The following is a 21895-nucleotide window of genomic DNA, read 5'->3' as shown; positions in this document are numbered from 1 at the left end:
GGACAACACACGCCGCCCAACTATCCTGCTGTGTACGCCTGTTAGTTTCCCCGCTCATGGCGCTGCGGTGCAATCGAACGCTCGGCGCGAGACGTGTGTCAGGCTCCTTCTCCACGCACCGGCTTGGGAGGCTGCTTCGAGATCTTCTCCCACCCGTTGCAGTCGAAGTCCTTGGCAACGGCCCGTGCCACTTGTCCGGCGAATTTGAGAAGTGCTTCCTGTGTCTTCCCAAGTGATTCGATGCTTTTGCCCCGCATGCGATCTGCTGAGACGAGTAGCGGGATCGTGCTCCTTGAGCGAGGAAGAGCGTCACATGGGATCAGCAGGCGCAGTGTTTTCCTCTCCGGGACGTAATATCCGTAGTCGCGGCCGAACGAGATTGGGTGTTCCTTGTCCTTGAGTACCTCTCTCTTACTTGGGAAGGGTCCACTGCGTTTGACTTCAGCAACAACGCGTTGACCGTCGCTAGCCACCTGGCAATAGGACAGAGGTGCCTTGGGGAATCCCGGGGATTCCTCGGAGAGAGATGAGCCGTTGGGGAGCAGATGCTGAAGCTCTTGTCCAGGAATCTTGTCCCGGCACACACGCTTCGGCGGTGATGAATCGGAATGCTGATCGTTCGATGAAGTGAGCGTGACGATGAGTATGACGCCGAGAGCCGCAGCGACGCTCGCTCCCAGCCACACCTTGTGTGCTCTTTTCAAGGAATCCTCGTCCCATCAGCCGGGGTTAGGGGAGTTTGTGTGTGCCAATGAACCTCTTTCACTCTGATCAGCAGCTACTCAGGATGAAAGAGGTTCATTGAAGGGATCGATGGGAAATCTTTGTACCCGGGCATGCATATCGCTTTACGTTCTCCCTCGCCAGGGATCCGCTCATCAAGGTTAGCTCATTGCGTTTATCGCTCCTCTTTACTTGGGATCAATTTCTTGAACGCGTCTACTCCGGCTTGATTGCAGGACCGTGGTCGGGTAGTTTTTCTCGGTCCGGACACGTGTACCGCTGAGCTATTTTGCGGGTGAGATTGCCACTGACGTCTGCCAACTTCTGGAAACGCTTCTTGCGCTTCCGGGCATCCAAGCCTTCGAAAGATGTGGAGGTCACCTTCACTGAAAGCATAGGATAGTTGTTCTCTCGTGGCTTGTCCGAGCAGTGGATTAGTGTGCTCAATCTTCCAACGTTCGAGTTGAAGATTCCGGCCTCATTTCCAAATTTCAGGTCGACCTCATTGGAGTACTCGGCCGTGCGGTATCCCTGTGGATATGCTACTCGCACGGTGAGCTTCCTCTCCGTGTCGCGTGACAGCGTGCAGTACGATATGTCCGTGACGACGTCACCAAGCTGTGGGAAGTGTTTGTCGACTTCTTCGGTCATGTTTTCATCTCCGGGTAGCACTGAGTCCACTTGCTTCTCCGACAAGAATCCGCGACATGGGCGGAGCGGTCCTTCGTTCGTGTCATGATTCAGGCCGAGCACAAAGGCGAGGCAGCAAAGGGCTAGGAGGCCGACTCCGGTGATGAGTAGGGTGCACCCTTTTCGCGTTCCCCAGCGCAGTGACTTACCTCGCACCTATTTCGCACCTCGGACTGGTTCCATGATGTCCTGACAAACACTGCTGGCGGCGTGCTACCCGAACCCGCTCTCGGCGGATCGAGTAATTGTTGTACTCGGCAACCGATTCTCGAGACACTAGCTGAAGTTGTTCGAGCCGGTCAGAGGCACCGGAGGTTTGTTGGGGATTTTCTCCCAGTCGCCGCAGCGGAGCTTCTTGGCTGTGCCGCGTCCGGCTTGGCCTGCGAATTCCAGAAATGCCTTCGGTGTCTTCTCTGACCCTTTGATGCTTCTACCCTTCATTGAATCGGCCTGGACGAGAAGGACCAGTGTGCTCCGAGTTTGAGGCAGTTCATCACAGGCTATGAGAAGGCGCAGAGCGCCATCACGCGGTATGTAATATCCGTAGTCTCGCCCAAATTCTACCGGGTTTTCCTCCTTATGGAATACTGTGCTTTTGCTGGGGTAAGGCCCGACTGCCCTGATGTTGACTGATACTCTTTTTCCTTCATTGATCAAGAGACACGAAGAGGGTGGTGAACCAGGGAAACCTCCCACGCCCTCTGCTATACGAGATGAATCGGGGAGGAGATGGCTAAGCGGATTTCCTGGTGCGGTTTTGTTGCATACTTGGGCTGGCGTTTCTCTTTTTTCGTCTTTCTTGCCCAGGAAGCCCCGCGCCATTCCGCCGGCAGCTGTTATTGCCACTGCGATGGCAATAACAGCGACAGTGGCACTGAATTTTGTGTGTCGAATCTTCACGCTTCGCTCCGTGCCGGCTTAACCAGGGTTGTTACGTTGAGAAGGGTCAATTACCTCGTCTGCCGCATCTTGTGCTGCTCCCTCGACCGCATTATCATCTCGGTCGTAACCCAGTTTTTCAGCAGCGGCATACACGGCCTCGGCCATAGCGTCCGCGGACCTTGCCTTCCCTGTTTCGAGGAAGTCCTCTCGATTGTTCTTCACGGTCAGAGCGATCTCTTCTGGGTCTTTCTGAGCACCGGAGAATACAGCCTCGGTCAGGTCTTCGACGGCCCATGAGGTTATTTCACCTCCAACCGGTATCAGACCGAGCGCTCGCCCCACCCATTTCTCCCCTGTAGCAAGATTATCGTTGTAATCTTTGCTGCGTCCGACTGCGTCATCCGATTCTTCTATGCTGGTTGCCATACCCTGATCCGCCAGTTCGGCAACGCGCGCCCCCGGACGGCTTGCCCGCTCAGCGAGATCGTCTAGTTCGCTGGGGTCTTGAGCTTTCGACATCGCCTCTTCCAGCGTCATCGCCGAGACAGCTTCTTGTGCGTGGAGGATGCTTGAGTAGGCGCCAGGGTCCTCGGCAGTGGTTCGCAAGAACCTCTTCACTTCCGGTGTGTCCGCACTATTCAGCGCATCGACTCCGGTTTCCGGAATGTTGTTGGCATGGTCACCGGAGCTTAGGGCGCGCTGGATATCCGGCATGTACTCGGCAGCCATGTTTCCAAGACTTGGTGCCAGTGCGTGCAGGTCGCCCTCAGGTTTGACGAGTTGATAGGGGTTCCCGGTACCTGTCCCGCCTTCTCCAAAATGGTTGAGGACTTTGGAAAAGAGTTGTGCCTGGTCGCGCGTATGCTTTGTCACTGGGCCTTCGTCGTCGTAGGGGCGCCCGGAGACTCCCGCCTCCAGTGCGTGCCCCAGCGCTTTCTGGCCGAACACCTTGTCCTCGGCGTCCGGAGAGATCATGTTGGCGGCATCCGGGTACCAAGTGCGTGCGCCCTCGCCTTGTTGATCACCCAGAAAATAGGCGAAGTTCGACTTACGGTCGACCCCCGTCTGTCCGCCGCCGGTGGTGTCGTTGAAGAAGTCGGTGGCGGCTTCCGGGCTGTGGCCGAGGGCCTCCATGAGCCCGGTCATCGGGTCGTACCCGGCGTCGCCGTTCTTGCCGAGGAAGAGGCGATCGTCTGGGTGCAATGGCCCGGGGCGGGCCCACGGACCGGCCCCTCCTTCGTTCTGGCGCTCGAAGGTGAGCATGTCCTTTCCGACCGTATTGAGAAACGCGGGATCGTATCGACCGTGCCGCAGGATGTTGCCGAGGACCTGATAACCGAGTTGGCCGCTTCTAGGCATCTCAGGGTTCCCGTACTTCAGGTCGAGTTCACTCCGCCCCACCTTCTGGAGTTGGTCGACCCAAGCTTTACTGAGGTGCGGTTGCCCCTCCTTCTCCCGCGTAGCCGCGGCCAGGGCCGTCCCCATATGCGTCTGGATGCTGTCCGCTGTTCTGGCGTTGGTGCCGTCGCCCGCGGAGGCGTCCAGGGCGAGTTGGGCCTGGAAGCGGAGGGCCGCCTCGGGGCCGAGCTTTCTGTAGAAGGTCGTGGCGAACTCTGGGTCCTTGGCGTGGTACTTGATCGTGTCGTTGAGTTCGTTGAGCTTGGTCGGGGAGAGTTCCTCGCCGCGTGCTTGTTTCGCCATGCTTTCCTCGGCGAGGGAGGCGGCCTTCTTGCCTTCTGCGTCGCTGAGGGAGTTGTAGGTCTTGTGGCCGGCGTCGTACGGATCGTCGCCGTGGGCGTCCGCGAGGAATTCGGAGACGTCGTGGTCGATACTGGCCGCCCTCGCGAGCAGGGAGTTGACCGTTGTCTCGATGTCCTGCTTAGCGAGGTGCTCCGCCGCTGTGTGCCTGGACGAGTCCAGGTACTCGGGGGCGGTGACGCCGTCGTCCTGGCGTGGGGCCAACGGGCCTCCGCCGCTTCCGTCGGTGAACTGGCAGTAGACGGTTCCGTCCCCGACGTCGACTATTTCCACCTTGTGTTTGGCGGCCTTGCGGTGTTGCTCCTCCACTTTTTCCTGGAGATCGGAGAGTTGCTCTGCCGCCCCCTGGAGGAGTTGGGCGATGGTGCCGGACTCCTTGCGGAGGTCTCCCACCTCGTCTGCGATCTTCCGCACGAAGGGGCGCGTGACGTCCGCGTTGACGCCGGACCAGCCGGCGGCTTCGGACTTCGCCTTGAGGCCGTCCCGGGCGTCGCCCGCCAGCCTGGCCAGGTCGCGTGCAGCGGTTTTCCAGTCGTCGCCCGCCCCGGTGAGGCGCGTGAGGTCGACGCCCCTCAGCTCCGTGTAACTGATCTTCGCCATGTCGTCCCCGTCCAAGTTCTATGCGCTGTTGCTTATTTGAGGTGCGACGAGATCTCGTCGGTGGTCATCGGGTGCTTCATGGTGGCGCCGATCTTGTCGTCGTCTTTGTGGTGGGACGACTTGGTGTAGTCGAGGTGGTTGGATATGTGCGCGCAGCCCTGGAGTACGGTGCGAAGTTTGCTGGTCCAGAGGCTGTTGGTCTTCTTCAGGGCTTTGCCCAACTCGAAGGAGTGACCGGTGAGTTCGCTCGCCGCTCTCACCGTGTCCGCCTTGTCGGTGTTGCCGAAGCTGCCCGTGACGTCCGCGTCCTTGCGCAGTTGACGGTGGAGAACGAAGGCTTCGTGTCCCACGGCACCGAGGTCGTCCTGGCGGACGCGGAGCCCTGGTTTGTCCGGCGGTAGAACCTGGTTGAGCCGGAGGCGTTCGGTCTGTTCACCCTCGGCTTTCGCTTTGAGCTCGGCCCACTCCCGTTCGAAGCTCATGTCAACCACCGTTTCTGTACGGGCGATTCTGGGACGCAGAAGCGCATACGAAAGACGGCGTCACCCTAGCAACCCAGGGTGACGCCGTATGACTGTTCGCAGTGGTCGCCTACAACTCCTCGGGGAGCCAGCCGACTTGCACCAGCGGGTTCCCCCGTTTCCGCGAGACGAAGACCCCGCGCCCGGTCGGCATCGGCCGTGGCCTGACCTTGCCGAGGAGTTCTCCCTCGCCGGGGTCCCCGGAGAGGACGATGCCCTGTGCGCCGAGTTCCTTGATGCGCGTCATGAACGTCTCGAACATGGAGCGCGAGGCACCGCCGGTGGAGCGCGCGATGATGAAGCGGACGCCGATGTCGCGGGCGAACGGCAGGTTCTCGGTGAGGACGGAGAGCGGGTTGCCGCTGGAGGTCGCGACGAGTTCGTAGTCGTCGACGAGGATGAAGATCTGCGGCCCGGTCCACCAACTCCGGTCGCGGAGCTGCTGCTGCGTGACGTCGGATGGCGGCTGGCGGCGCTCCATCAGGTCCTGGAGGGCGTTCATGTGCACCTCCATGGCGTTGGACATCGCCGCGTACTCGATGAGGTGACTCTGGGGAACGGCGCCGAGGAGCGAGCGCCGGTAGTCGCCGACGACGATCTTCGCCTCCTCCGGACCGTACCGCTTGGTGATCTGCCGGGTGAGGAGCCGCAGCAGCGCCGTCTTCCCCGACTCGCTCTCGCCGAAGACGAGGAAGAACGGGTCGGTCTCGAAGTCGACGAAGACGGGTTCGAGGTTGTTCTCGTCGATGGCGAAGGCGACGCCGCGCTCGGGCGCCGCGTCGCCGGGGGGCAGTTGGGCCGCGGGCAGCTCGCGGGGGAGGAGCCGGACCGCGGGGGCGGGGCTGCCGGTCCAGGCGTCGGTGACGGCCTTGGTGAGTTCGGCGGTCGCGTCGGAGAGGACGGAGTCGGACTCGACGCCGTCGATCCGCGGGACGGCGCCCATGAAGTGCAGCTTCTCCGGCGTCTGGCCGCGCCCGGGTACGCCCGCGGGGACGTTGGCCGCGACCTTCCGGTCGAATTCGGAGTCCATGGTGTCGCCGAGGCGCAGCTCCAGGCGGTTGCCGAGCTGGTCCTTGAGGGCGGCCCGGATCTCCATGGCGCGCGAGCCGGTGATCACGACGTGGACGCCGTAGCCGAGCCCGCGCGCGGCGATGTCGGTGATGACCTGATCGAGCCCGTCGTACTCGGCGCGGAAGTTGGCCCAGCCGTCGACGACGATGAAGACGTCGCCCCACGCCTGGTCGGTGATCTCGCCGCGGGCGCGGCGCCTGCGGTAGGTGGCGATGGAGTCGATGCCGTTGGCGCGGAAGTACTCCTCGCGCCTGTTGAGGATGGAGTAGACCTCGGCGACGGTACGGCGCACGCGCTCGGGGTCGAGGCGCGAGGCGACACCGCCCACGTGCGGCAGGTGCTGTACGGCCGACATTCCGCCACCGCCGAAGTCGAGCCCGTAGAACTGGACTTCGGCCGGCGTGTGGGTGAGGGCGAAGGCCGAGATGAGGGTGCGCACGAGCGTCGACTTGCCGGACTGCGGCCCGCCGATGATCTGCATGTGCCCCGCGGCCCCGGAGAAGTCCCGGTAGAGCGGGTCGCGGCGCTGCTCGAACGGCTTGTCCACGAGGCCGAGCGGGACGACGAGTTCGCCCTTGCGCGGGTAGTCGGGCTGGGTGAGCCCCCGTTCCGGGACCGTGGAGAGGCCGGGGAGGAGCTGGTCGAGGGAGGGCGGGGCGTCGAGCGGCGGCAGCCACACCTGGTGCGCCGGCGACCCCTGCCCTTCCAGCCGTCGGACGACGACGTCGAGGACGGTGTCGGCGAGCGCGTCGTCGTCCGCGGAGCTGCGCGGGCTCGGCATCGCGACGGGCGCGGGCTCGTGCTCCGGCACCTCGACGGGCGCCGCGGTGAAGAGGACGGAACGCCGCCCCGCGGGCAGCGGCCCTGACGGTACGGGCTCGTGGTCGGAGTCGGCGGAGCGGTAGACGCCGGAGACGTACGCCGCCTTGAACCGCACCATCTCGTCCGTGCCGAACTTCAGGTAGCCGGAGCCCGGCACCGAGGGCAGGTGGTACGCGTCGACGACGCCGAGCGCCGCCCTGGACTCGGCGGCCGAGAAGGTGCGGAGCCCGATCCGGTAGGAGAGGTACGTCTCCAGACCGCGCAGCCTCCCCTCCTCCAGCCGCTGCGATGCGAGGAGCAGGTGCACCCCGAGCGAGCGGCCGATGCGCCCGATCTGGATGAACATGTCGATGAAGTCGGGCTTGGCGGTGAGGAGTTCGCTGAACTCGTCGATGACGAGGACGAGCGACGGAATGGGGGAGAGGGGAGCGCCCGCGGCGCGCGCCTTCTCGTAGTCGTGGATGTTGGCGTAGTTGCCGGCGTCGCGGAGCATCTCCTGGCGGCGGTTGAGCTCGCCGCGGATGGAGTCGCCCATGCGGTCGACGAGGGTCAGGTCGTCGGCGAGGTTGGTGATGACGGCGGCGACGTGCGGCATATGGGCCATGCCGGCGAAGGTGGCGCCGCCCTTGAAGTCCGCGAGGACGAAGTTGAGCGTCTCGGAGGAGTGGGTGACCGCCAGCCCGAGGACGAGCGTGCGCAGCAGCTCGGACTTGCCGGAGCCGGTCGCGCCGACGCAGAGCCCGTGCGGCCCCATGCCGTCCTGCGCCGCCTCTTTCAGGTCGAGCATCACCGGCTGCCCGTCGACGCCGACGCCGATCGGCACGCGCAGCCGCTCGGCCTGCGACCGCGGACGCCAGGTGCGCGTCGGGTCGATCGAGGCGGCGTCGCCGAGGTTGAGGAGGTCGGTGAAGTCGAGCTTGGCGAGGAGGGGTTCGTCGTCGTCGGCGCCGGAGGCGGCGACGCGCAGCGGCGCGAGCTGCCGGGCGAGGGCCTCGGCCGCGGGGGCCGAAAGCTGGTCGGGGACGCCGTCGTAGACGAGCCCGTGGCCGGACTCCAACTGCAGCTCCCCGGCGTGGACGACGGCGGAGAGCCCACCGCGCGGGGCCTCCAACTCGCCCGCCACGACCTCCAGTACGGTCACGCCCTGGAGCCCCTCGGGCGCGGCGAGGACGGAGGTCGGCGGCACCTGCACCCCGTCGAGTACGACGACGACGTGCGGCTGCTCGGGGACGGGCTCCGCGTCGAGGTTGAACCGCGGCCGGCCCTCCAGCTTCACCGCGAGGTAGTCCTCGAGCTCCAGCGCGTCGTCGAGGACGAGACGCCGCTGTCCCGCCCCGTCGGTGTTCTCGCGGTCCTGGACGTGCGGCAGCCACTTCGCCCACTCCCACTCCTTGCGCGCGGGCCCCGAGGCAGCGACGACGACCACCAGGTCCGTCGGCGAGTGGAGCGCGGCGAGGCCGCCGACCATGGCGCGCGCCGTGCCGTAGACGGAGGCGGCCTCGCCGCTCACCGTCATGTGGTAAAAGGCGCGGAGCGAGACCGCGATCGGCAGCCCGCCGAGCGTGCTGTGGGTGTTGAGGAACTGGTGCATGGCGCCGGCCGTGAGCGGCTCTAGCTCGTCGACGGGCGCGGTCTCCGGGGCCACCAGGGGCGTGGCGAGCTGCTGTTCGCCGAGGCCGACGCGGACCTGACCAAAGTCCTCGTCCGTGTACCGGCGTTCCCAGACCCGGCTGCCCTCGGCGACGAGCGACCAGAGCTGGTCGGGCTCCGGGTGGAGGTAGAACTGCGCGTCGCGCTGCTTCGTCGCCGTCCTGCGGACCTTGCGCCGGGTCTGGGCGAGGTACTTGAGGTAGTCGCGGCGCATCTGCGCCAACTGGCCCTGCGTGCCCCTGCGGTAGCGGATCACCATCGCGACGGCCATGCCGACCGTCGAGGCGAGCATCAGCATGCCCATGATCCGCATGAACGGGTGCGCGCCGGGCATGAAGAAGAAGACGACCGAGCCGCCCATGCCGAGCATCGGCATGATCTGCATCAGCATGCCCTCCTGCTGCCCGCGGGGCAGTTCGGGCGGCGGCTCCAACTGAAGCGTGTCGCTCGGCACTTCGGTGGGCAGTGCCCGCGACGGACGCTTCACGACGATCTGGGTCACGGTCGCACCACTTCCTGGTTCCCCCTCGATTTCCCTCGCGGACCCGTGCCCTCACCCGCCGCAACTGCGGCCGACGGCCGACGCGTTGACGGAGACGTGCGGTCGTTCGCCCCGGCACGCGCGGCGCGTACGGCAAGGGCCGGTCCGTCCGGCTGCGGGGTGCGACGCGGTCGGGCATCCACTGCGCGAAGTGATCCTACTGGCCGCGGGAGTTGCGGGGGAGCTGTAGGGTGTCGCGCGGTGAGCGCAGCGGCGGAGACCGGCGCACATCTGCCGGACCGCCCGCCGGGCCGAGGCCCGCGCCGCGGCCCGCCGCCCGCGCGCCCGCGCAGCGCAGCCGCAGACACCGAAGCAGTCCGAACAAGGGGGACCCGCAGGTGAGTACGACGACCCCGGCGCCCGCCGGCCAGGGACAGGGGCGCAGCCGCGCGGCCGCCTCCCGCACCTCGGGGCACGGCCCGGCGACCGCCGCGGAGACGGGGTTCTGTCGCGTCACCATCGTCGCGCCCGACAGCAGGATCGACGTCGCGCTCCCCGAGGACATCCCCGTCGCCGACATCTATCCGGAGATCCTCCGCCTCTCGGGCCAGGCCCCGGGCGAAGGCGCCCCGGTCGGCTACCACCTCGTACGGCGCGACGGCACCGTGCTCGACGCGTCCCGCTCCTTCTTCGCGCAACGCATCCTCGACGGCGAGGTGCTCAGCCTCCGCCCGTTCGCCGAATCCCTCCCGCCGGCGGTCTTCGACGACGTCTCCGACGCGGTGGCCACCGGCGTCACGCGCGAGCGGCGCATGTGGAACGACGGGCAGATGCGCGCCGCAGGGCTGACGGGCGGAGCCGTGCTGCTGCTCGCCATGGCCTTCGTGCTCTGGTTCGCCGATCCGGTCGGCCACGACATGCACGGCCTCGCCGGCATCCTCGCGTCCGTCACGGGAGTGCTGCTCGTCGCCCTCTCCGCCGTGCGCGCACGCGTCTACGAGGACCGCGCGTCCGCCGTCGCGCTCGGGCTCGGCGCCCTGCCGATGGTCATGATCGCCGGTTCCGGGCTGCTCCCGCTCGCCGACGGGCAGGGCGTCGGACGGCTCCAGTTCCTGCTCGGCTGCGTCGCGGTGCTCGTCGCCTCCTCCGTGCTGATCGCGCTGACGCCGCACGGCGACGGCCCGTTCGTCGCCGCCGCCTTCACCTCCACCGTCGGCACGCTGCTCACCTTCGTCGCGATCCTCGCCGACTTCAGCCCCGTGGAGACGGCGGCCTTCGGAGCGCCGCTCGCCGTCGGCCTCCTCGCCTTCCTGCCCGGCCTCTCGACGCGCTTCGCACGCCTGCCCATCGGCTTCGACCCGCCCCACTCCGGCGGCGGTGACTACCTCGCCGACCCGGACGCCGCCCCCGAGACCCGCGGGCCCGTCGACGGCGAGGCGATCGCGGCCCGGGCGAGGCGGGGACACGAGATGCTCGTCGGCCTCGTGGGCGGCTGCGCCGCCGTCGTCGTCGGCAGCGCGGCCGTGCTGGGCTTCTCCGACAACGGCTGGGGACAGCTCCTCGCGCTCGCCGCGGGATTGGCGATGCTGCTGCGGGCGCGGCTCTTCCGCTACACCTCGCAGGTGGCGTGCGCGCTCGTGGCGGGGCTCGGCTCCCTCGTCCTCCTCGCCGTCGGGCTCGCGCTCAACCCGCCGGTCGACGCCGTCCGCGAGATGCTCGCGGGGGACGGCGCGGCCCTCGACATCCGCACCGTCTGGCTCACCGCGAGCCTGGCAGCGGCCGCCGCGCTCGCCACCGCGGTCGCGCTGATCGTCCCGCGCAGCGGCGTCACTCCGTTCTGGGGCAGGTCGCTGGAGATCCTGGAGACCTTCGTCCTGCTGACGCTCCTCCCGCTCTGCCTCGCGGTGCTCGACGTCTACTCCTCGGCCCGCGCGCTGACCAGCGACTGAGGCGGCCGGAGCCCGGCGCCGACCGTGGACGGAGCGGTCCGGGCGCGCTGATACCCTGGATCGGCCTTCCGAGTATCGAAGTACCTCTGTGAAGAAGACCAGGGGCGCTCGGCGGCACAACCCGAGGAGTACGAGTGTCGTCTCTCGACGCCGCGACCAAGAAGCAGATCATGACCGAGTTCGCCACCAAGGAGGGTGACACCGGCTCCCCCGAGGTCCAGGTGGCTCTGCTCTCGCGTCGCATCTCCGACCTGACGGAGCACCTGAAGTTCCACAAGCACGACCACCACTCGCGCCGTGGCCTGCTGCTCCTGGTCGGCCAGCGCCGCCGGCTGCTGCAGTACCTCGCCAAGAAGGACATCCAGCGCTTCCGTGCGCTCGTCGAGCGCCTCGGCATCCGCCGCGGTGCCGCGGGCGCCCGCTAGACGCACGCAGGGGAGCGGCTCCCGGAGGGGGCCGCTCCTTCTCCGTATGCGAACGAGCCCGAAGGCGGCCCCTCTTTGTAGGCTGGTCTCCAAGGACTCACAGACGAGAACACAGTTTTGAAGGCCGGGGCGCACCCCCCGACGTCGGTCCTCGGTAGTGGCCCTCGGACACCGCAGTCCGGGTGCTTCGATCGAAGACCGGCCCGCCATGGGGGCGCTCCGCCGCAGACGGCCCCTCCGCCAGGACGGCGAGGGGCACAGACGAGGAGAAAACACTGGTGGAGAACGAGACCCACTACGCCGAGGCCGTCATCGACAACGGCTCCTTCGGCACCCGCACCGTCCGCTTCGAGACCGGCCGCCTCGCCAGGCAGGCCGCCGGCTCCGCAGTCGCGTACCTGGACGACGACACCATGGTGCTCTCGGCCACGACCGCCTCGAAGAACCCCAAGGACCAGCTGGACTTCTTCCCGCTGACCGTGGACGTCGAGGAGCGGATGTACGCGGCCGGCAAGATCCCCGGAAGCTTCTTCCGCCGCGAGGGCCGCCCCTCCGAGGACGCGATCCTCACCTGCCGGCTCATCGACCGCCCGCTGCGGCCGTCGTTCCAGCACGGCCTGCGCAACGAGATCCAGGTCGTCGAGACCGTGATGGCGCTCAACCCCGAGCACCTCTACGACGTCGTCGCGATCAACGCCGCCTCCTGCTCGACGCAGCTGGCGGGGCTCCCCTTCTCCGGCCCGATCGGCGGCACCCGCGTCGCCCTGATCCGCGGCCAGTGGGTGGCCTTCCCGACCGTCACGGAGCTGGAGGAGGCCGTCTTCGACATGGTCGTCGCCGGCCGCATGCTGCCGGACGGCGACGTCGCGATCATGATGGTCGAGGCCGAGGCGACCGAGAAGACGATCGAACTCGTCGGCGCCGGCGCCGAGGCGCCCACCGAGGAGCTCGTCGCAGCCGGCCTCGAGGCGGCCAAGCCGTTCATCAAGGCGCTCTGCACCGCGCAGGCCGACCTCGCCTCGAAGGCCGCGAAGCCGACGGGCGAGTTCCCGATCTTCCTCGACTACCAGGACGACGTCCTGGAGGCGCTCTCCTCCGCCGTCCGCGACGAGCTCGCGCAGGCGCTGACGATCGCCGGCAAGCAGGAGCGCGAGGGCGAGCTCGACCGACTCAAGGGCGTCGCCGCCGAGAAGCTGCTGCCGCAGTTCGAGGGCCGCGAGAAGGAGATCTCCGCGGCGTACCGCGCGCTCACCAAGCAGTTGGTGCGCGAGCGCGTCATCAAGGAGAAGAAGCGCATCGACGGCCGCGGCGTGACGGACATCCGCACGCTCGCCGCCGAGGTCGAGGCGATCCCGCGGGTCCACGGCTCGGCGCTCTTCGAGCGCGGCGAGACGCAGATCCTCGGCGTCACGACGCTCAACATGCTCCGCATGGAACAGCAGCTGGACACCCTCTCCCCGGTGACCCGCAAGCGCTACATGCACAACTACAACTTCCCGCCGTACTCCACCGGCGAGACGGGCCGCGTCGGCTCCCCGAAGCGCCGCGAGATCGGCCACGGCCGGCTCGCCGAGCGCGCCGTGGTGCCGGTGCTGCCGACGCGCGAGGAGTTCCCCTACGCGATCCGCCAGGTCTCCGAGGCGCTGGGCTCCAACGGCTCCACCTCGATGGGCTCCGTCTGCGCGTCGACGATGTCCCTCCTCAACGCCGGTGTGCCGCTGAAGGCCCCGGTCGCGGGCATCGCCATGGGCCTCATCTCGCAGGAGGTCGAGGGCGAGACGCACTACGTCACGCTCACCGACATCCTCGGCGCCGAGGACGCCTACGGCGACATGGACTTCAAGGTCGCCGGCACCAAGCAGTTCGTCACCGCGCTCCAGCTCGACACCAAGCTCGACGGCATCCCCGCCTCGGTGCTCGGTGCGGCGCTGAAGCAGGCCCGCGAGGCCCGGCTGCACATCCTCGACGTGATGAACGAGGCGATCGACGTTCCGGACGAGATGTCCCCGAACGCGCCCCGGATCATCACGGTCAAGATCCCGGTGGAGAAGATCGGCGAGGTCATCGGCCCCAAGGGCAAGATGATCAACCAGATCCAGGAGGACACGGGCGCCGACATCACCATCGAGGACGACGGCACCATCTACATCGGTGCCGCCGACGGTCCGGCCGCCGAGGCCGCCCGCTCCACGATCAACGGCATCGCCAACCCGACGATGCCCGAGGTCGGCGAGCGGTACCTGGGCACCGTCGTCAAGACGACCACCTTCGGCGCGTTCGTCTCGCTGCTCCCGGGCAAGGACGGTCTGCTGCACATCTCGCAGATCCGCAAGCTCGCCGGCGGAAAGCGCGTCGAGAACGTCGAGGACGTCCTCGGCGTCGGCCAGAAGGTCCAGGTCGAGATCGCCGAGATCGACCAGCGCGGCAAGCTCTCGCTCATCCCCGTCCTCGACGAGGAGGCCGAAGGCGAGGCTGCGGACGGCGAGTCGGCCGGCCAGTGACCCGCAAGCACCGTGAGACGGCCCGCTCCGCATCCGCGGGGCGGGCCGTCGCCCGTAGCCGCGCCGTCACCCGCACCGAGGTCGAGGGGGTGCGCGGCGCCGGGACCGTACGCAAGACCGTGCTGCCGAGCGGCCTGCGGATCGTCACCGAGACGGTCCCGACGGTCCGCTCGGTCACCTTCGGCATCTGGGCGCACGTCGGCTCCCGCGACGAGACCCCGGCGCTCAACGGCGCCACCCACTACCTGGAGCACCTGCTCTTCAAGGGCACCGAGCAGCGCAGTGCCCTGGAGATCTCCTCGGCGCTCGACGCCGTCGGCGGCGAGATGAACGCCTTCACCGCGAAGGAGTTCACCTGCTACTATGCCCGCGTCCTCGACACCGACCTCCCGCTCGCCGTCGACGTCGTCTGCGACATGCTCACGGGTTCCGTGATCGACGAGGAGGAGCTGGAGGCCGAACGCGGCGTCATCCTCGAAGAGATCGCGATGACCGACGACGACCCGGGCGACTGCGTCCACGACGTCTTCGCGCGCACCATGTTCGGCGACACCCCCCTGGGCCGCCCCGTCCTCGGCACGGCCGAGACGGTGAACGCCCTCACGAGGGACCGCGTCGCCCGCTTCTACCGCAAGCACTACGACCCCACGCACCTCGTCGTCGCCGCCGCGGGCAACCTCGACCACGCCGACGTCGTACGCCGCGTCCGCCGCGCCTTCGAGCGCGCCGACGCGACCCGAGAGCCGGCCGCACCCCTGCCGCCCCGCAGCGGAAGCCGCACCGTCCGCGCGCCGGGCAAGCTCGACGTGGTGGACCGTGCGACGGAGCAGGCCCACTTCGTCCTCGGGCTGCCGGGCCTCTCCCGGTACGACGAGCGCAGGTGGGCGCTCGGCGTGCTCAGTACCGCGCTCGGCGGGGGCATGAGCTCCCGACTCTTCCAGGAGATCCGCGAGCGCCGCGGCCTCGCCTACAGCACCTACTCCTTCACCTCCGGCTTCGCCGACTGCGGCCTCTTCGGCGTCTACGCGGGCTGCCGGCCGGCGCAGGTCCCCGAGGTCCTGAAGATCTGCCGGGAGGAACTCGACGACGTCGCCTCCCACGGCCTCTCCGACGACGAAGTACGCCGCGCCATCGGCCAGTTGGCCGGCTCCACCGTGCTCGGCATGGAGGACACGGGGGCGCTGATGCACCGCATCGGCAAGAGCGAACTCTGCTGGGGCGAGCAGATGTCGGTCGACGCGATGTTGGCGAAGATCTCCGCCGTCACACCGGACGACGTCCGTGCCGTCGCCTCCGAGGTGCTCACCCGGCGCCCGTCGCTCTCCCTCATCGGCCGACTGGACGGACGCCGCGCAGCCCGGCTCGAGGACGCCGTCGCCTGACCGGGCACGACCGGCCGCGACCACACCACACGCGAAGGAACCAGCACATGAGCAAGCAGCGCGTAGCGGTACTCGGCGCCCGGGGCCGGATGGGCTCCGAGGCCGTGCAGGCCGTCGAGTCGGCTCCCGACATGGAGCTCGTCGCCGCTCTCGGCAGCCAAGACCCGCTGGAGCGCCTCACCGAGTCGGGTGCCGAGGTCGCCGTCGACCTCACACGCCCCGACGCCGTCATGGCCAACGCCGAGTACTGCGTCGACCACGGCATCCACGCCGTCATCGGCACCACGGGCTGGACCGACGAGCGCCTCCGCACCCTCCGCGACCACCTCGCGGTCTCCCCGCGCACCGGCGTCCTCATCGCCCCCAACTTCGGCATCGGCGCGGTCCTCACGATGCGCTTCGCACAGCAGGCGGCGCGTTTCTTCGAGTCGGTGGAGGTCGTCGAACTGCACCACCCGAACAAGGCCGACGCCCCCAGCGGCACGGCGGTCCGCACGGCACAGGTCGTCGGCGAGGCACGGAACGCTGCGGGACTCCCGGCACAGCCGGACGCCACGGCCACGTCGCTCGACGGCGCACGCGGCGCGGACGTCGAGGGCGTCCCCGTGCACGCCGTGCGGCTGCGGGGCCTCGTCGCACACCAGGAGGTCCTCTTCGGCGGCGAGAGCGAAACCCTCACGCTGCGGCACGACTCGATGCACCGCAGCTCGTTCATGCCGGGCGTGCTCCTCGGCATCCGCCGCGTCCCCTCGACGCCGGGGCTGACGTTCGGGCTCGAGCACTTCCTCGACCTGGACTGAACACCGTGCGCGCCAAGATCACCTATTTCACGCTCGCGGCGGTCCTCGTCGCCTACTTCGTCCTCGTCGGCAGCCGCGGCTGGCTGCTCATCCAGCAGGGGACACCGGTGACGGTCGCCTTCGGCGTCGCCGTACTCGTGCTGCCGCTGATCGGCGTGTGGTTCCTGTGGAAGACGACGCGCTTCGCCTCCCGCGCGGGCAGGCTCTCACGCGAACTCGAGGCCGAAGGCGGCCTGCCCGTCGACGAGTTGGAGCGCACCCCAGCGGGGCGGATCGTCCGCGAGTCGGCCGACGCGGTCTTCGCGGCGCGGCGTGCCGAGGCGGAGGCGGAGCCGGAGAACTGGCGCGTCTGGTTCCGCCTCGCCGTCGCCTACCACGACGCGAAGGACACCCCGCGCGCACGCAAGGCGATGGAGCACGCCATCCGGCTGCACGCCCGCGAGCGGACGGGCGCGGCGCCGGGGAACCGCACGCCCGGACGCGCCTGACGCGTCAACGCCGGTACTCGGCGGCCCAGGCTTCTATCACGTCGGCGGCCGAGTCGAAGGAGTCGTGCCGCTTGAGGAAGTCGGCGTTGTGGTCGGTGAGGAGTGTCCGGTCCTCGCGGACGGCCCCGCCCTGCCGTCTGCCGTTGCGCGCCGGTGTCAGCCGCAGCGCCTCTCCCTGCACCGTCCTCGGCAACCCGAGCCACTTCACCGGCTGCTGGACCGTCTGCACGGAGTCCACCTCGCGCCACCGCAGCGTCGAGGTCCGCACCACGCCGACGTGGCGTATCCCGTGCGCGCTCACCCACACCCCGGCACGCAGCAGCCGCAGCGCGGCGACTATCACCAGTGCCGCGGCGAACGCGCAGACGAGTGCGCTCGGGTACGAACCGGCCACCGCGATCACCAGCGCGGAGAAGAGCATGTACGAGGCGAGCAGCAGGAGCAGCGCCCCGCCCCCTACGCGCCAGGGGCCCGGCCGGTACGGCCGGCGCCACATTTCGCGGTCCTCGTGCTTGAGAGACGGCAGGTCGTGGTCGGCGGCCGGTTCGCGGTCGACCGTCAGGAAGGGGAGGGGCACGGCGCATCCTCGTTCGTCGCTCGGTTCTGAGCGGTGAGATTAGCGAGACGCGCGTGACCGGGCCACCCCAGGGGTGCCGGACGGATCAGCGGTGCTCGGCCGTGGCCGCCGGACCGCCGCCGTCCTCCTGCGTGGTGTCGAGCGCCGGGCCCGCCAGCACGAGCGAGCCGACGATCCCCGCCACGACCGTCAGCCCGACGAGCGCCCCGCCGATCCGCTGACCCGTGGTGCGTCGCGGCTTGGGCGGCGGCTTGACGTTGCTGCGGAAACGCTCGGAATCGGCGAGGAAGGCGAACGGGACGGATTCTCCGCGGCGGAACATGTGGGCGCGCTCCGTAAGGTCGGTCTGGGCTGCATGAGGTGAACGTCCCGCGGTGGCCGTGAGTGCCCGACCCGGGCGTCGGATGGTGACGGATTCCGCGGACCGCGAGGGTGATTGCCCCACTTCTGTACCGCGGCGCCCTTTCCGTCACGCATACGTCGCCGCCGTTCGCACGGCCGGCGGCACCGATCGGCCCCTGCGGCGGTGTCGGCGGCGGGCCATAGGGTTGTCGCCGTTGCCCGGTACACGACGCAACAAGCACGGAGCGGAAGGACTCACGATGACCGAGACCACGGACCAGCAGGCCGAGCCGGCATTCCGCGGGGACGTCGGCGTGGAGCTGGTCAAGCACAGCGCCTCGGACACCGACGTCCTCTGGGCGGCCCGCGTCTCCACCGCAGGCGAGCAGTCCCTCGACGAGCTGCAGAAGGACCCGCAGCGTTCCAAGGGCCTCATCAACTACCTCATGCGCGACCGCCACGGCAGCCCCTTCGAGCACAACTCCATGACGTTCCTCGTGAGCGCCCCGATCTTCGTCTTCCGCGAGTTCCACCGCCACCGCACCGGATGGTCGTACAACGAGGAGTCCGGCCGCTACCGCCGCCTCGACCCGGTCTTCTACGTCCCGGCACCCGACCGCAAGCTCGTACAGCAGGGCCGCCCCGGCAAGTACGAGTTCGTCGAGGGCACCGAGGAGCAGCACGCCCTCACGGTCGACGCGATGGAGTCCGCCTACCGCAAGGCGTACGCCACCTACCGCGAGCTCCTCGACGCCGGTATCGCCCGCGAGGTCGCCCGTGCGGTCCTGCCCGTCGGCCTCTTCTCCTCGATGTACGCCACCTGCAACGCCCGCTCCCTCATGCACTTCCTAGGCCTGCGCACCCAGCACGAGGACGCCGCCGTCCCGAGCTTCCCGCAGCGCGAGATCGCGATGGTGGGCGAGCGGATGGAGGCGGAGTGGGCGAGGCTCATGCCGCTCACCCACGCCGCGTTCAACGCCAACGGCCGCGTGGCGCCCTGACTCTCGGCGCCGGGCGGCACGCCCCTGGTCGGCCCGTCCGAGTGCATCGCTCTTCGCGCCGCCGCTCTGTGCCGGGCCGCCGACTCGGGTGGCCGGGCGCAACAGGTGTCCGTATTGCGAGTTTTCTCCACGTTCCTCTAGCCTCGAAGAGCGGGTCCGGCGCTGCTTGAACCCCCGAGCATGCAGCGCCGGGCCCTCCTCGCTTCCCGGAGCGAGCCCCTAAGGCGCACGAGGTGGCGCGCTGCGAGTAGCGTGGACCCCATGGCTCCGACCTCCACACCGCAGACGCCCTTCGGGCGGGTCCTGACAGCGATGGTCACGCCGTTCGAAGAGGACGGTTCGCTCGACCTCGACGGCGCCCAGCGCCTCGCTGCTCATCTGGTGGACGCCGGCAATGACGGCCTGATCGTCAACGGCACCACCGGCGAGTCCCCGACGACGAGCAACGCGGAGAAAGGCCAGTTGGTCCAGGCAGTCGTGGAGGCCGTCGGAGACCGGGCACACGTGGTGGCGGGGGCCGGCACCAACGACACGGCACACAGCCTCGAGCTCGCCAGGGACGCCGAACGCGCCGGCGCCCACGGCCTCCTCGCGGTCACCCCGTACTACAGCAAGCCTCCGCAGGAGGGCCTCCACCAGCACTTCACGGCGATCGCCGACGCCACCGAACTCCCGGTGATGCTCTACGACATCCCGGGCCGCAGCGGCGTCCCCATCAACACCGAGACGATCGTCCGGCTCGCCGAGCATCCGCGGATCGTCGCCAACAAGGACGCCAAGGGTGACCTGGGCCGCGCCAGCTGGGCCATCGCCACCAGCGGCCTCGCCTGGTACAGCGGCGACGACATGCTCAACCTGCCGCTGCTCTCCGTCGGCGCCGTCGGCTACGTCTCCGTCGTCGGCCACCTGGTCACCCCGGAGCTCCGCGCCATGCTCGACGCGCACCTCAGCGGCGACGTCGTCAAGGCGACGGAGATCCACCAGAAGCTCCTCCCCGTCTTCACCGGGATGTTCCGCACCCAGGGCGTCATCACGACCAAGGCCGCACTCGCAGCCAAGGGTCTGCCCGCAGGCCCGCTCCGCCTCCCGCTGGTCCACCTCTCACAAGAGGAAGCCGAACAGCTCAGGCACGATCTCGCACACGGCGGGGTAGGGCTCTAACCCACAGTCTTCACAACTGCATACAGAAGAACCTGTCGTCGCACGACCTCATCCACGCATCACGCTCGACACGTACGTCCGTCGTACGCAAACGAATATCGCGCGCCACGTGCCCCTGAGGCGCGTGGCGCGTGTAGTAAGGAGAGTCTTTTGAGTCATCCGCACCCCGAGCTGGGGCCGCCGCCCGAACTCCCGGAAGGCGGCCTCCGCGTCACACCGCTCGGCGGCCTCGGCGAGATCGGCCGCAACATGACCGTCTTCGAGTACGGAGGCCGGCTCCTCATCGTCGACTGCGGCGTCCTCTTCCCCGAGGAGGAGCAGCCGGGCATCGACCTGATCCTCCCGGACTTCACCTCGATCCGGGACCGCCTCGACGACATCGAGGGGATCGTCCTCACCCACGGCCACGAGGACCACATCGGCGGCGTCCCCTACCTCCTCCGCGAGAAGCCGGACATCCCGCTCATCGGCTCCAAGCTGACGCTCGCCCTCATCGAGGCGAAGCTCCAGGAGCACCGCATCCGTCCCTACACCCTTGAGGTGGAAGAGGGGCACACGGAGCGGATCGGTCCCTTCGAGTGCGAGTTCGTCTCGGTCAACCACTCGATCCCCGACGCCCTCGCCGTCGCCGTCCGGACCCCCGCAGGTCTGGTCGTCCACACCGGCGACTTCAAGATGGACCAACTCCCGCTCGACGGGCGGCTCACGGACCTGCGCACCTTCGCCCGCATCGGCGAGGAGGGCATCGACCTCCTGCTGTCGGACTCGACCAACGCCGAGGTCCCCGGCTTCGTCCCGCCCGAGAGCGAGATCTCGGGAGTACTGCGCCAGGTCTTCGCCGGCGCGCAGAAGCGCATCATCGTGGCGAGCTTCGCCAGCCACGTCCACCGCATCCAGCAGATCCTCGACGCCGCCCACGAGTACGGCCGCCGCGTCGCGTTCGTCGGCCGCTCGATGGTCCGCAACATGGGCATCGCCAAGGAGCTCGGCTACCTCAACATCCCCGACGGCTTGCTCGTCGACGTCAAGGCGCTCGACGACCTCCCGGACGACGAGGTCGTCCTCGTCTGCACGGGTTCGCAGGGCGAGCCGATGGCGGCCCTGTCGCGGATGGCCAACCGCGAGCACCAGATCCGCATCGTCCCCGGCGACACGGTGATCCTGGCTTCCTCGCTGATCCCCGGCAACGAGAATGCCGTCTACCGCGTCATCAACGGCCTCACGCGCTGGGGCGCCAACGTAGTCCACAAGGGCAACGCCAAGGTCCACGTCTCGGGCCACGCCTCGGCCGGCGAACTACTGTACTTCTACAACATCTGCCAGCCGAACAACCTCATGCCGGTCCACGGCGAGTGGCGACACCTGCGTGCCAACGCGGAACTCGGGGCGAAGACGGGTGTGCCCCACGACCACATCGTGATCGCCGAGGACGGCGTCGTCGTCGACCTCGTCGGCGGCAAGGCGAACATCACAGGCAAGGTCCAGGCCGGCTACGTCTACGTCGACGGGCTCTCGGTGGGCGACGTCACCGAGGCGTCCCTCAAGGACCGCCGCATCCTCGGCGACGAGGGCATCATCTCGGTCTTCGTCGTCGTCGACAGCACCACGGGCAAGATCTCCGGCGGGCCCCACATCCAGTCCCGAGGCTCCGGTATCGACGACGCGGACTTCGCCAACGTGCTCCCGAAGATCGACGAGGCGCTCGCCAAGTCGGCCCAGGACGGCATCGCCGAGACCCACCAACTCCAGCAGCTCGTACGCCGGACCGTGGGCAAGTGGGTCTCCGACAACTACCGCCGACGCCCGATGATCCTCCCGGTCGTCGTCGAGGTCTGACCCCAACCGACCGCAGGGCGCCCGGATTTGCGTCCGGGCGCCCTGCTCAAGTACGTTTACATCTCCACTTCGGCGGGCACAGGGTCGCATTCAGCGACCCGGCTCGTGACCAGGCGTCAGACCGGGGGCCGGAAAAGGCACCGAAAAGATTCTGGTAATGTGGTGGACACCGAGAGGGAAGCGCCCGTAGGGCCCTGGGAGGGGTTCGATGGAAGCGTTCGTTCCTTGAGAACTC

General features: G+C 68.1%; 17 protein-coding genes. 9 read left to right on the top strand and 8 right to left on the bottom strand.

Features of this window, described 5'->3' with window-relative positions:
* Positions 1-98: 98 nt before the first annotated feature.
* The 6 genes from UWG_RS33185 to UWG_RS0124340 form a co-directional block, all read right to left on the bottom strand.
* The gene (locus UWG_RS33185) at positions 99-473 is read right to left on the bottom strand and encodes a hypothetical protein (RefSeq protein WP_157838594.1); all 375 of its coding nucleotides are present in this window, start codon (positions 471-473) and stop codon (positions 99-101) included.
* Between the two features lie 466 nt (positions 474-939).
* On the bottom strand, positions 940-1374 hold the full coding sequence (locus tag UWG_RS33180; RefSeq protein WP_157838593.1) for a hypothetical protein: 435 nt from the start codon (positions 1372-1374) through the stop codon (positions 940-942).
* A 315-nt stretch (positions 1375-1689) separates the two neighbouring features.
* The gene (locus tag UWG_RS33175) at positions 1690-2313 is read right to left on the bottom strand and encodes a hypothetical protein (RefSeq protein WP_157838592.1); all 624 of its coding nucleotides are present in this window, start codon (positions 2311-2313) and stop codon (positions 1690-1692) included.
* Between the two features lie 18 nt (positions 2314-2331).
* Positions 2332-4653, bottom strand: coding sequence for a hypothetical protein (locus tag UWG_RS30930; RefSeq protein WP_157838591.1), 2322 nt, complete (start codon positions 4651-4653; stop codon positions 2332-2334).
* A 32-nt stretch (positions 4654-4685) separates the two neighbouring features.
* Positions 4686-5135: a hypothetical protein gene (locus UWG_RS0124345; RefSeq protein WP_016909805.1), complete on the bottom strand. Its 450-nt coding sequence runs from the start codon at positions 5133-5135 to the stop codon at positions 4686-4688.
* Between the two features lie 109 nt (positions 5136-5244).
* Positions 5245-9219 carry a type VII secretion protein EccC gene (locus UWG_RS0124340; protein WP_016909804.1) on the bottom strand — a complete coding sequence of 1325 codons (3975 nt, stop codon included), beginning with the start codon at positions 9217-9219 and terminating at the stop codon, positions 5245-5247.
* 377 nt (positions 9220-9596) lie between these two features.
* Here UWG_RS0124340 and eccD point away from each other — a divergent pair, with 377 nt between their 5' ends.
* The 6 genes from eccD (at position 9597) to UWG_RS0124310 (ending at position 16743) form a co-directional block, all read left to right on the top strand.
* The gene (eccD, locus tag UWG_RS0124335; RefSeq protein ID WP_016909803.1) at positions 9597-11147 is read left to right on the top strand and encodes a type VII secretion integral membrane protein EccD; all 1551 of its coding nucleotides are present in this window, start codon (positions 9597-9599) and stop codon (positions 11145-11147) included.
* A 134-nt stretch (positions 11148-11281) separates the two neighbouring features.
* A complete protein-coding gene (gene rpsO / locus UWG_RS0124330) occupies positions 11282-11572 on the top strand; it encodes a 30S ribosomal protein S15 (RefSeq protein ID WP_016909802.1) in 291 nt (96 codons plus the stop codon).
* Positions 11573-11850: 278 nt separating this feature from the next.
* Positions 11851-14073 (top strand): polyribonucleotide nucleotidyltransferase, encoded by a 2223-nt coding sequence (locus tag UWG_RS0124325; RefSeq protein WP_016909801.1) that lies wholly within the window; start codon positions 11851-11853, stop codon positions 14071-14073.
* Complete coding sequence (locus UWG_RS0124320) at positions 14070-15455, top strand: M16 family metallopeptidase (protein WP_016909800.1); 1386 nt, start codon at positions 14070-14072, stop codon at positions 15453-15455. The genes UWG_RS0124325 and UWG_RS0124320 overlap by 4 nt, the downstream gene beginning before the upstream one ends.
* A 47-nt stretch (positions 15456-15502) precedes the next feature.
* The gene (dapB, locus tag UWG_RS0124315; protein ID WP_016909799.1) at positions 15503-16255 is read left to right on the top strand and encodes a 4-hydroxy-tetrahydrodipicolinate reductase; all 753 of its coding nucleotides are present in this window, start codon (positions 15503-15505) and stop codon (positions 16253-16255) included.
* Between the two features lie 5 nt (positions 16256-16260).
* A complete protein-coding gene (locus tag UWG_RS0124310) occupies positions 16261-16743 on the top strand; it encodes a tetratricopeptide repeat protein (protein WP_016909798.1) in 483 nt (160 codons plus the stop codon).
* 4 nt (positions 16744-16747) lie between these two features.
* On the opposite strand, the gene UWG_RS0124305 is transcribed toward UWG_RS0124310, so the two are convergent.
* A complete protein-coding gene (locus tag UWG_RS0124305; protein WP_016909797.1) occupies positions 16748-17320 on the bottom strand; it encodes a hypothetical protein in 573 nt (190 codons plus the stop codon).
* 85 nt (positions 17321-17405) lie between these two features.
* Positions 17406-17642: a hypothetical protein gene (locus tag UWG_RS0124300; RefSeq protein ID WP_016909796.1), complete on the bottom strand. Its 237-nt coding sequence runs from the start codon at positions 17640-17642 to the stop codon at positions 17406-17408.
* A 280-nt stretch (positions 17643-17922) separates the two neighbouring features.
* On the opposite strand from UWG_RS0124300, the gene thyX reads away from it, so the two are divergent.
* From thyX to UWG_RS0124285, 3 genes are all read left to right on the top strand, one after another.
* Positions 17923-18663 (top strand): FAD-dependent thymidylate synthase, encoded by a 741-nt coding sequence (gene thyX, locus UWG_RS0124295; protein WP_016909795.1) that lies wholly within the window; start codon positions 17923-17925, stop codon positions 18661-18663.
* A 261-nt stretch (positions 18664-18924) separates the two neighbouring features.
* Positions 18925-19824 carry a 4-hydroxy-tetrahydrodipicolinate synthase gene (gene dapA, locus UWG_RS0124290; protein WP_016909794.1) on the top strand — a complete coding sequence of 300 codons (900 nt, stop codon included), beginning with the start codon at positions 18925-18927 and terminating at the stop codon, positions 19822-19824.
* A 150-nt stretch (positions 19825-19974) separates the two neighbouring features.
* Positions 19975-21660 carry a ribonuclease J gene (locus UWG_RS0124285; protein ID WP_016909793.1) on the top strand — a complete coding sequence of 562 codons (1686 nt, stop codon included), beginning with the start codon at positions 19975-19977 and terminating at the stop codon, positions 21658-21660.
* Positions 21661-21895 lie beyond the last annotated feature (235 nt).

The sequence above is a fragment of the Streptomyces xiaopingdaonensis genome (assembly GCF_000262345.1).
GTDB lineage: Bacteria > Actinomycetota > Actinomycetes > Streptomycetales > Streptomycetaceae > Streptomyces > Streptomyces xiaopingdaonensis.
The sequence above is the reverse complement of the archived record's forward strand: the minus strand, read 5'-3'. Positions and strand labels throughout refer to the sequence as shown.